Here is an 11,594-nt window from a genome sequence, read left to right as displayed (position 1 = left end):
GGGGGCGGCGGCGCCGCGCGGGGCGCGGCCCGCGGCCCCGGCGCCCCGGGCGGCGGCCCCCGGCGGGGCGCCCTGGGCGGGGGGGCGCGCGGCGGCGTCGCCGGCGCGCTGCTGTTTCCGCAGCGCGGCCAGGACGCCCAGGGGCCGCGCCTCACCGACCTCACCGTCCAGACCTCCAGTTATGGCGTGCCCATCCCGGTCGCCACCGGACGCGCGAAAATCGCCGGCAACGTCATCTGGAAAACCGCGATCGAGGAGGTTTCCTCCACGCAGCGCCAGCGCGGCAAGGGTGGCAGCCGCGGCCCCTCCCAGACCACCTACAGCTATTTCCTGTCCTGGGCGGTCGGCCTCTACGAGTGGCTCTCGCCTTCGCCGAACGCACAGCTGCTGAAAATCTGGCTGGACGACAAGCTGGTCTTCGACGCCGAGGCGGCGACCGGCGTCGTCCAGGTGCCGGGCCTGACCTGGCGCTTCTATCCCGGCGACGAGGCGCAGCTGCCCGATCCGCTGATCGCCAGCATCGAAGGCGAGGACGCACCGGCGCACCGCGGCCTGGCCTATATCGTCTTCGAACGGGTGCCGCTCGACCGCTTCGGCAACCGCATGCCGAACGTCACGGTGGAAGTTGCGGGCAACGCCGTCCGCAGCTTTCCCGAGCAGCCGGGCCAGCCGCCGGACGTGCCGCTCTTCGCCTCCAGCCCGAGCGACTTCCTCATGGGCGCGGGCTGGAGCAACCGGGTCGCGATCGACTACCGCCGCGGCCGGCTCTACGAGGGCCGTCAGCGCGCGGGCTCGGCCGGCGGCGGCGCCGACGAGATGATCCGCGTCTACGACCTCGTCACCATGCAGACCATCGGCGAGCACCGCATCGACCAGATGCTCGGCCACTTCTTTCCCGAGGGCAGCGCGCCCAACGCCAGCAGCACCACCGCCGGCATCCTGCATGTCGGCGTGGACGGCTTCCTCTACATGACGGGCGGCCAGTCCATGCGCGTGCCGCTCTGGAAGATCGATCCGGACACCATGCGCGGCGTCGCCTATTTCGGGCCGCTGCAGGGTTCCAACCCGGTCTTCGACGGGGACGACACGATCGCGCTGTTCGTGCCGATGCAGATCGCCAGCGTCGCGGTGCCGCAGGCGGATGGGGGCCAGCGGGTGCTGGTAATCGTGCAGGGTGGGCAGGCCGGCGCGGTCACGATCGACGCCGCCACAATGACCTACGTCTGGGGCGGGCGGGACGCCACCGCGCCGCTGGCCATCCCCGGACGGCACGGCATCATCCAGACCGACATCCTGGACGTGCAGCTCGTGCCGGGCGCCCCCGGCACCGCCGGTGCGGACCTCTGGTATCTGCGCAGCACCGGCTGGAGCACGGAGCCGCGGATCGAGATGATCCGGCTGCGCTACAGCCCCGCGCTCGTCATCACCCGCACTGACTTCCCGGCCATTGACGTCGCGGCCGAGATCGACGCCGGCGGCGATCGGCCGTTGATCCACCACGCCTGGTGGGATTCTTCGGACAGCACGCTGGTCCTCACCATCAGCAACGCCGGCGGCAGCGCCGGGCCCTACAGCCGCTACTCCACCTTCAAGTATGCCCCCGGCAGCGGGGTGGTCTGGAAGATCGTGGACCACGCGCCGGTCGGTCGCTTTGCCGGCGGGCCCGGCCGGATGGAGCGCGTGCTCGGCAGCACCTGGGGCCTGGGCGGCGACCTCGTGCTGCAGACCGGCACCGGCCTCGCCACCTGGAACCAGGACGGCGCCGACTTCTCCAACCGCTTCTGGATCGACGAGCAGGGCGCGGTGATCGGCTTCTCCGGCACATCGAACCTCCCCACCAAGCGCTTTCTCACCCGCGCCACGGCCACCGACCTCACGCTCGGCGACGTCGTCCAGCAGCTCTGCACCCGCGCCGGCCTTGCGCCGGGCGACATCAACGTCGCGGGCCTCACCGACAGCCTGCGCGGCTATGTCCTTCCGCGGCCGATGTCGGCCCGCGACGCCATCACCCCGCTCGCCAGCGCCTTCCAGTTCGACGCCGTCGAGCAGGATGATTCCCTCGTGTTCCGCAAGCGCGCCGGCAGCGTGGTGGCGACCGTGCCGTATGTCGACCTGGCGCAAGAGCGGGCGGACACCTCGGCGCTGAGCGAGCAGCGGGCGCAGGATGCCGAGCTGCCGCGCGAGCTGACGGTGCGCTACCTCGACGTGGACCGGGCGGGGGAGCCGAACGCACAGTCCTGGCGGCGGCCGGTCAGCCCGACGCCGACCGTCGCGGCCACCGCCAGCAGCACGCTCGACCTGCCGATCCCACTCACAGGCGGCGAGGCGAAGGCGATCGCGCGGCGGCTCATCACCGCCACCTGGCGCGAGCGCACCCGGCTCAGCTTTGCCGTCGGCCCGCGCCACACTCGGCTCGTCCCCACCGACCCGATCACCCTCGGCCTCGCCGATGGCGCCACGATCCGCTGCCGGGTGCTGTCCACGCAGCTGGGCGCCAATTGGACGACGCGCATCGAGGCGGTGACGGAGGACGCGGCAGCCTATGCGCTGACCGCGCCGGCCGACGGGGGCTCCGGCTGGGTGCCGCCGACGCTGCCGCTGCCCTACGCCGTCCGCCTTCTGCTGCCCGACCTGCCGCTGATCCTCGACGCCGACGACCTCGGCGGGGCGGGGCTGCGGGAATACGCGCTGATCGGCGGCTATCGCGGCCAGGCGTTTCGCGGCGCCACGCTATTCCGCAGCCCCGACCTGCTGGCCTGGGAGGAGATCGGCGCCATCACGCGGTCGATGACCTGGGGCGTCGTCACCGCCATGCCTCCGGCGCCGCGCAGCCCCTGGACCTGGGACGACGCGGGCGCGCTCGAGGTGCAGCTGGAGACCGGCGCGCTTGACAGCGCCACCGCGCTGGAGGTGCTGAACGGCGAGAACACCGCGGCGCTCATCGGCCTCGACGGCGCGGCCGAGGTGATCCAGTTCCGTGACGCCACCGACCTCGGCAGCGGTCGATACCGGCTCACCATCCTGCTGCGCGGCCGGCGCGGCACCGAGGACCAAATCCCCTCCCGCGGCGTCGGCGACGTCTTCGTGCTGCTGGACGACGCGCTGCGCTTCCAGGCGGTGACCACGGAGATGAGCGCGACGCGCCACCATCGGGCGCCGTCGATCTACGAGACGGTAGAGACCGCGGCGGCGACCGTGGCGAAGTCGATCCGCGGCCGGGCCGAGCGGCCCTATGCGCCAGCGCATCTCGCCGGCACGCGTGACGAGGAAGGCAACCTCACCATCACCTGGGTTCGCCGCACACGGGTCGGCGGCGGCTGGGCCGACGGCACAGTCGAGGTGCCGCTCAGCGAGGCGGCCGAAGCATACGAGGTGGATATCCTCGACGGCGACACCGTGGTGCGGACGATCACCGGGCTGTCCTCCCCGAGCGCCACCTACACCGCCGCCGACCACACCGCCGACTTCGGCGCGCCGCAGTCCGCCGTCACCGTCCGCGTCTACCAGCTAAGCGCCATCGCCGGTCGCGGCATCGCAGCAAGGGCCACACTATGACCACGCCGAATCTCGCCATCCCCCTGATCGTCGCCAGCCAGAGCCAGAAGGAGGTGACGGCCAACGCGGCCTTCACGGCGCTGGATCGCGCTATCACCGCCACCTTCGTCGCGGATGTCGCGGCGGGCAACGTGACGCTGACCGCCGCGCAGTATCGTGAGGCGCTCGGCGTGCGCGTCATAAACACGACTGTCCCAGGTCGCACCGTCACCCTGCCTCTGGTCGAACGCTATGCGCTGATCAGCGTGGACGGCGCGACGTCGACCGAAGATGTCACCGTCCAGCGCGGCGCGACGAGCGTCGTTGTCCCCGCCGGCAGCGCGGCACTGATCCGCACGGACGGCACCGCGGACGGCTTGGCGGTGATCCTGCAGGGGGCCGATGGCGCGGCGGGCGCCGAAAACTTCCTGGCGCTCACCGACACGCCGGATGCCTACGCCGGCCAGGCGCTCCGCCTGCTGCGCGTCAACGGCGATGAAGACGGGCTCGAGTTCTTCGAGTTCTCCGGCCCCGGTGCCGAGACCTTCCTCGATCTCACCGACACGCCCGGCACCTACGCCGGCCAGGCCGGCCGCGCCGTGGTGGTGAACGCAAGCGCCACCGGGCTCGGCTTCGGCGTACCCACAACGCCTGTCGTGACGCACACCGACAGCACCCTCGCGCCCGTGCTGGCTCAGGCCGGCCATTGGTTCCGCTGCACCAATGCCTGCACTATCACGCTGCCGTCCGACGCCACCGCCGCCTTTCCGATCGGCACGTCGCTCACCTTCTCGCAGGCGTCGACGGGCGCGCTCACCTTCGCGGCCGGCTCGGGTGCGACCATCAACGTCGCACCGACGCATCTCGCCAGCACCGCCGTGCAGCACGCCGTGGTGCAGGCGACGAAGCTCACGGCGAACACCTGGGTGCTGTTCGGCAATCTGGAGCTCGCGTGATGATCAGCCCGGGCGCCGTCGGCGCGATGCAGCAGTTCCAACTCGGCGAGCTCTGGCTTTACGGAACCTATACCTCCTCGCAGGCGCTCTCCTCCTCGCGCGTGGTCTGGAACGCGGAGGCCGTCGACACGCTGAACGCCTTCAGCCCGACCAGCAGCATCGTCGCCGTGCCGGCCGGCATTGGATCAGCGAAGGTCTGGGCACGCGTGCGGCATGACGGGCAAGGCGGCTCCGCCGCGGGCACGGTGTTCGCGCGCATCCAGCGGAGCACGAACGGCGGCTCCACATGGGACACGATCTCGGAGGGCACCGCCTCTCACCCCGGCGGCACGCCGGACCAGACCATCGACGTGCCGGAGACGACTGTCACCGTCTCGCCCGGCCACCAGTTCCGCGTCACCTGCGGGCCAAGCGGCACGTTCGGGCTGGTGTCCTACGGCAATGATCCGAACCGCACGTTCCTGCGGTTCGAGTGGGCCGTGTGACCGGAGCGTCGAAGGCCCACGCAGCCCAGCACAACTTCTGCGCGAGTTTTCCGCAACGACCCATCAACAAAGAGTCATTGTAAATCATTAATACGAGAACGCAGCGATGCGCCTTGAATGCCCCCGGTTCGAAATGACAGCCTGTAATCTGTTGCTAATCAGGCGGAACTGCGATGGCCATCGTTCTTGGCACGAACGAAGCAGACAGCATTGTTGCTGCAGCCGTTTCGGCCGGCGTGTCAGGTCTCCCCACCCCCGATGCGGACACGATTGCCGGTTTGGCCGGCGCGGATACGGTCGAGGGTGGCGATGGGGCCGATACGCTGGATGGCGGCGCCGATGCCGACCGCCTGATCGGCGGCCTCGGATCGGACGTCTTCCTGGTCGACGACGCCGGCGACGTGGTGATTGAGGAGGCGGACGAGGGCGCGGACACGATCATTGCCTCCTTGTCCTGGACGCTGCCTGCCCATGTGGAGGCGCTGCGGCTCAGCGGCGCCCTTGGGTTGACCGGAACGGGCAACGGGCTGGCCAACCGAATTATGGGGACGGGCTTCGCCGATCGGCTGCTGGGCATCGCCGGCGACGACACGCTCATCGGTGATGCCGGCAACGACACGCTCGACGGTGGCAGCGGGGCTGACCGAATGGAGGGCGGTGCCGGTGATGACACCTACACCGTCGACGACGTCGGCGACACAGTCGTCGAGGCCCAGAACGAGGGCATCGACACGGTCGCCAGCAGCATCAGCTGGATGCTAGGCCCCAACCTAGAGAACCTGACCCTAACCGGGGTTGCGGCGATTGACGCCAGCGGCAACGAGCTTGCGAACCGAATAGTCGGTAACGCTGCCGCGAACAGACTGGATGGTGGCGGCGACAACGACACGCTGGCTGGCGGAGGGGGCGACGACTCGCTGATCGGCGGCGCTGGCGCCGACAGCATGGCCGGTGGCACTGGCAACGACAGCTATGTGGTGGACGATGCCGGCGACCGGATCGTCGAGACCCGCACGGGCGGCGCTGATACGGTCTATGCCTCGGTCACCTGGACGCTTGGCGCGCACCAGGAGGACTTGGTGCTGACCGGCGGCGACGCCATCAACGGCACCGGCAACAATCTCGCCAACATCATCACCGGCAACGACGCCGCGAACCAGCTCATCGGCGGCGGCCGCGCAGATACGCTGATCGGTGGCGGCGGCGACGACCTCTACCTGATCGACTCGACCGACCTGCTGATCGAGCAGGCGGGCGGCGGCAACGACACCGTGGTCGCCAACGCCACCTTCGCGCTGCCCGACCATATCGAGGTGCTGCGCTTCAACGGCACGGCCAATGTGCGCGGCGACGGCAATGCCGAGCACAACTTCATCCTCGGCAACGTCGCGAACAATCGCCTGCTTGGATACGATGGCAATGACACGCTGAACGGCGGGCTCGGCAACGACACGCTGCAGGGCGGCGAGGGTGCGGACAGCCTCGTTGGCGGCGAGGGCGTAGACCGCCTCGATGGCGGCCCAGGCGACGACACCTACGTGCTGGTGGACGCGGACCAGGTGATCGAGCTGGTGGATGCCGGCATCGACACGGTGCTGAGTGCGATCAGCTACACGCTGCCGGTGGCCGTGGAGCACTTGTCGCTCCTAGGGACGGCGGACATCGCGGGCACAGGCAACGCGCTGGCGAACGCGCTGGCCGGCAACAGCGGCGCGAACCTTCTGCGCGGCCTGGCCGGAGACGATCAGATCTCGGGCGGCAATGGTGCCGATACGCTCGATGGCGGCGGTGATCACGATCGTCTCCTGGGCGGTGGTGGCAGCGACCTTCTGATCGGCGGTACCGGTAATGACACGCTGACGGGTGACAGCGGCTTCGACACCGCTGTCTACGCTGGCAAGGCCTCGGACTATGCCGTCGTCCGCCAGGGCACCGTCACCTACCTCGTCCAGGGCATCGCGGGAGCAGGCCTGGCGGGCGGCGCCGACAGCCTCAGCTCCGTCGAACTACTGCGCTTCTCCGACCAGATCATGCGGATTGGGCCGAACGCCGCGCCGACCGACATCCTCCTCGCACCCGCGGCGATCGGCGAGAACCTCGCCGGCCTGGTGATCGGCCAGCTGAGTGTGCTCGACCCGGATGGCGAGGAGCCCATGCTCCTTTCCATCTCAGACGCGCGCTTCGAAATCGCTGCCGGGAACCAGTTGCGCCTCGCGCCCGGCGTTGCGCTCGACCACGAGGCGACGCCAGTCGTGACGCTCGCGGTGACCGCGACCGACACTGGCGGGCTGTCGCTCACGCGCAACGTCGCCATCACCGTGGGCAATGCCAATGAGGCGCCGGTCGCCACGAGTGTCGCGCTCGCCACCGGGACGGAGGCGCCGGTTGAGGGCCGGCTGATTGCCGATGACGTGGACGCGGACGACGACGCCGACACGCTGACCTACAGCTTCGTGGGCGGGCTGCCGACCGGAAAGGGGCAGCTGACGCTCGGCGCCGGCGGCGCCTTCACCTTCGACCCGCTGAACGACTTCGACGGCCTCGGCGGTGGTCAGGTCGAGCGCCTGGTGGTGCAGTATTTCGTCACCGACCGGCATGGCCTCGCCTCCGATCTGCGGACGCTGACAATCGATGTCACCGCCGAGCCGGACGGACCGCCGGTCACGCCGCAGATCTCTGGCATCGAGACCGATACCGGGACCACCGGCGACCAGGTCACGGCCGACCCCACGCTCGTCCTGCTCGGCACCGCTACGCCGGGCGCGACCGTGGAGGTGCTGCTCGGCGGTGCGGTGATCGGCAGCGCGGTCGCCACGCCGGGCGGAGCCTGGTCCTTCGACTACCGCGGCACGTCGCTGCCCGAGGGCCAGCACAGTTTCACCGCGCGCGCCGTCACCTCCGGCGGCGAGGCGAGCGAGCCTTCCCTGCCCTATGTCGTGACGGTGGACACGACGGCGCCGGGCGAGCCGAGCCTGCGCCTCGCCCCCACTTCCGACACCGGCACGCTCGGCGACGGCAGCACCGCGCTCGCGCGCGTGACCCTGCTCGGCACGGCCGAGCCCGGCACGCTCGTCGAACTCGACGGAACGGCGCGCAAGGCGCTTGTCGCCAGCGATGGCAGCTTTGTGCTGCCCGATGTCGAACTGGCACCCGGCGAGAACACGCTCGAAATCCGCGTGGTGGATGCCGCCGGGAACAGCACGACCCGCAGCTTCGTGCTGACGCGCGAGGACACGACCGGGCCCGATCCGGTGCTGGCCTGGAACCAGGCCACGCTGGACGCCATCCGCGCGGATGCGTCGATCCCGACCTTTGCCACGCGTGCCCTGGCGATGGAGAGCATCGCCGTGCTCGACACGCTCGCGGCGATCGACGGCACGCCCGCCTTCCTGGTGGGCCTCGACGCGCCCGCGGGGATTCCGGCCGCGGCCGCGGTCGCCGCGGCGGCGCATCGCGTGCTCAGCTATCTCTTTCCTGCCCAGCAGGCGAGCCTCGATGCGCGCCTTGCCGACGACCTGGACGCGATCGCGGCTGGTACCGCGCGGGACGAGGCGGTGGCCTTCGGCGAGGCGATCGCGGAGGCGGTGATCGCGCTGCGCGAGCGCGACGGCTGGGATGCCTTCGTCACTTACAACGGTGGCACTGACCCCGGCGAATGGCGCCCGACCGCGCCGATGTTCGAACTGGCGCAGGCGCCGCAATGGGCGGATCTGACGCCCTTCACCCTGCTCGATGGCGGCCAGTTCCGTCCCGATGCACCGCCCGACCTGACCAGTGCCGAATACGCCGCCGCGCTGGACGAGGTGCGGCGCCTCGGCAGCGCAACCTCCACCGAGCGCACGGCCGAGCAGACCGAGATCGCGCGCTTCTGGGCCGATGGCCTCGGCAGCTACACCCCTCCGGGTCACTGGAATTCCATCGCGAACGACCTCGCCGCGCAGGAGGGCTACGCCCTGGGCTCCGCGGCGCGCCTGATGGCGATCCTCAACGTCACCCTGGCGGACGCTTCCATCGCCGCCTGGGACACGAAATACGCCTATGGCTTCTGGCGGCCGATCACCGCGATCCGCAACGCCGAGCAGGACGGCAATCCCGACACGGCGCAAGACGCGACCTGGCAGCCCCTGCTGATCACGCCGAACCACCCTGAATACGTCTCGGGCCATTCCACCTACAGCGGCGCGGCGGCCTCCGTGCTGACCGCTCTGCTCGGCCCGATGGCCTTCACGACCGAGACCTTTGGCCTGCCCGGCGTCACGCGCAGCTTCGACGATTTCTGGGATGCGGCGGCGGAGGCTGGGCGCAGCCGGATCTATGGCGGCATCCACTACGAGTTCTCGAACCAGGTCGGCCAGGCGCTGGGCAGCGACGTAGCTGCCTGGGTGTTGGACGCCTTCCGCACCGATGTGGACACCCGCGCGCCCATTCTGCTGCTGGACCAGGAGGCGGGCACAGTGGGGACCGCGGGCCCGGTGCTCAGCGGCTTCGCACTCGACAATCTCAGCGGCCTGGAGACGCTGCTCGTCCGGCTGGATGACGGCCCGGCCCAGGAGGTCAGCGTCGATGCACGCGGGCGCTTCACGCTGGATGTGGCGAGCCTTTTCGGCACGCCGGCGGAGGGCGCGCATGTGCTGCACTTCAGCGCCAGCGACGCCGCGGGCAATGCCAGCCAGCCGCTGAGCTACGGCTTCACCATCGACACCACGGCGCCGACCATCGCGCTCACCGGGCTGGCGGATGGCGGGATCCTGGCGGCCGGCGCGCGCCTGCAGGGCAGCGCGGACGGCACCGGCTCGGCGCTGCTCTCGGTGAGCTACAGCTGGAACGGCGGCGTCGCGCGTCCGCTCGTTTTCGACAAGACGACCGGCGCCTTCGACGCGGCGCTGGACCTGCGTACCCTCGCACCGGGCGAGCAGACACTGAGCGTCACAGCACGCGACGCGGCGGGCTTCACGACGACCACAAGCCTGTCGCTCAGCCTGCCGGAGGCGATCCCCTTCGCGGTGGCGTCGCTGACGCCGACGAACGGCGCCGGTGATGTCGGCGTGACCTTCCGGCCGCAGGTGAACTTCACCCGCGCCGTGGATGCTGCGACGCTGACGCCGCAAAGCTTCTACGCGACCGATACGGCGGGCGCGGTGCTGCCCGGCAGCATCGTGGTCTCGCCCGACGGGCTGCGCGCTTGGCTCTTCCTGCAGGAGGCGATGCCGGGCGCATCGCGCGTGACCCTGCATCTGGACGGCGATGCAATCCGAGCCGCCAGCGACGGCGCGCTGCTCGACGGCGACGGCAATGCGACGCCTGGCGGTGACCTTGCGAGCAGCTTCACGACCGTCAGCCGCACCGGCGTGCCCGGCACCACGCTGAAGGGTTTCGTGGTCGGGCCCGGCGCCGACCTGAAGCCGATGACCTATGACGATTTTCGGGCTGGCCCCGACGGCGCGGCGCACACGGCCGATGACGTGTTCCTGGAGCGCCTGGCGGGGGTGAAGGTCTTCATCCTGGGGATGGAGGACAAGTTCGTCCTCACTGACGCGCAGGGTGCCTTCGAACTAAAGGATGTGCCGACCGGCGTGGTGAAGGTGGCGATCGACGGCCGCACCGCGACCAACGCGCCGGCCGACGCCTTCTTCCCGGAGATGGTGATGGACGTCACCATCCGCCCCGGCCAGGTCAACACCCTGATGGGCACGATGGGAACGACCGCCGAGCAGGTGGAGAATGCCGCGCGCGGCGAGATCTACCTGCCGCGCATCGCGACCAGCGTGCTGACCGAGATCGACGACAACGCGCCCACGCTGGTGACGGTGCCGGCCGAGGGCACAACAGGACTGACGCCGGAGCAGCGCGGGCTGATCCAGCTTGTGGTGCAGCCTGGCAGCGTGGTGGGCGAGGATGGCCAGCCGCTGGAGGACGCGCTGGTGGGCATCTCGACGGTGCCGCCGGAACTGGTGCGCGACATGCTGCCGCCGGGGCTCCTGCAGCACACGTTTGACCTGACGATCCAGGCGCCGGGTGCCGCGGTGTTCTCGACGCCGCTGCAGCTGACGCTGCCCAACGTCTTCAACGCGGCGCCAGGGACGAAGCTGAACCTCCTAAGCTTCGATCACACGACGGGGCGGTTGGTGATCGACGGGACGGGGACCGTCAGTGCGGATGGACTGTTCGTAGTGACCGACCCTGACGGCGGCATCACGCGCCCGGGTTGGCACGGCATGACCCCGCCGGGTGTAAATGCAGGCCCTAGCGACCTGCAAGCTCCCATCAGCGTGTCGCAGTTGGCCTCCGTTGTTTCTGGTTTCGCCGGACAGCTCGGCATCAACCTGCTTCGAGCGATCGGTGGTGAGGCGGCGGGGCAGGCCGGCCAGAACCTGATCACCAACGGCAACGCGCTGGCGGATGCGATCATCGACTACTCGCTGGGTAGCCTGTCGGGCGAGCAGTTGGCGAACGCTGCGGCCGATTTCGCTGGTCGCACTGGCGTTGACATTCTTCGAGCGATCGGTGGTGAGGCGGCGGGGCAGGCCGGCCAGAACCTGATCACCAACGGCAACGCGCTGGCGGATGCGATCATCGACTACTCGCTGGGTAGCCTGTCGGGCGAGCAGTTGGCGAACGC

4 protein-coding genes are annotated in these 11,594 nt (G+C 70.0%); all 4 read left to right on the top strand.

The genetic code is table 11. From position 1 onward, the window contains the following. A partial coding sequence (locus tag AC1MIR_RS24480) for a phage tail protein (RefSeq protein ID WP_480030788.1) occupies nucleotides 1-3,555 on the top strand: 3,555 nt, incomplete at its 5' end. Beyond that, entirely contained in the window at nucleotides 3,552-4,490 is a 939-nt protein-coding gene (locus AC1MIR_RS24475; RefSeq protein ID WP_480030787.1) for a hypothetical protein, read from the top strand. The genes AC1MIR_RS24480 and AC1MIR_RS24475, both read left to right, overlap by 4 nt. After that, nucleotides 4,490-4,975 (top strand): hypothetical protein, encoded by a 486-nt coding sequence (locus AC1MIR_RS24470; RefSeq protein WP_480030786.1) that lies wholly within the window; start codon nucleotides 4,490-4,492, stop codon nucleotides 4,973-4,975. The genes AC1MIR_RS24475 and AC1MIR_RS24470 overlap by 1 nt, the downstream gene beginning before the upstream one ends. 173 nt (nucleotides 4,976-5,148) lie before the next feature. Further along, nucleotides 5,149-11,594: Ig-like domain-containing protein (locus tag AC1MIR_RS24465; RefSeq protein ID WP_480030785.1), on the top strand; the 6,446-nt coding region annotated here is incomplete at its 3' end.

The sequence above is a fragment of the Falsiroseomonas sp. RANM36 genome, from assembly GCF_056682175.1.
The sequence above is the reverse complement of the archived record's forward strand: the minus strand, read 5'-3'. Positions and strand labels throughout refer to the sequence as shown.

Coding starts and splice junctions, on each gene's coding strand:
- AC1MIR_RS24470 (WP_480030786.1), top strand. CDS start 4,490: ATGATCAGCCCGGGCGCCGTCGGCGCGATGCAGCAGTTCCAACTCGGC.
- AC1MIR_RS24475 (WP_480030787.1), top strand. CDS start 3,552: ATGACCACGCCGAATCTCGCCATCCCCCTGATCGTCGCCAGCCAGAGC.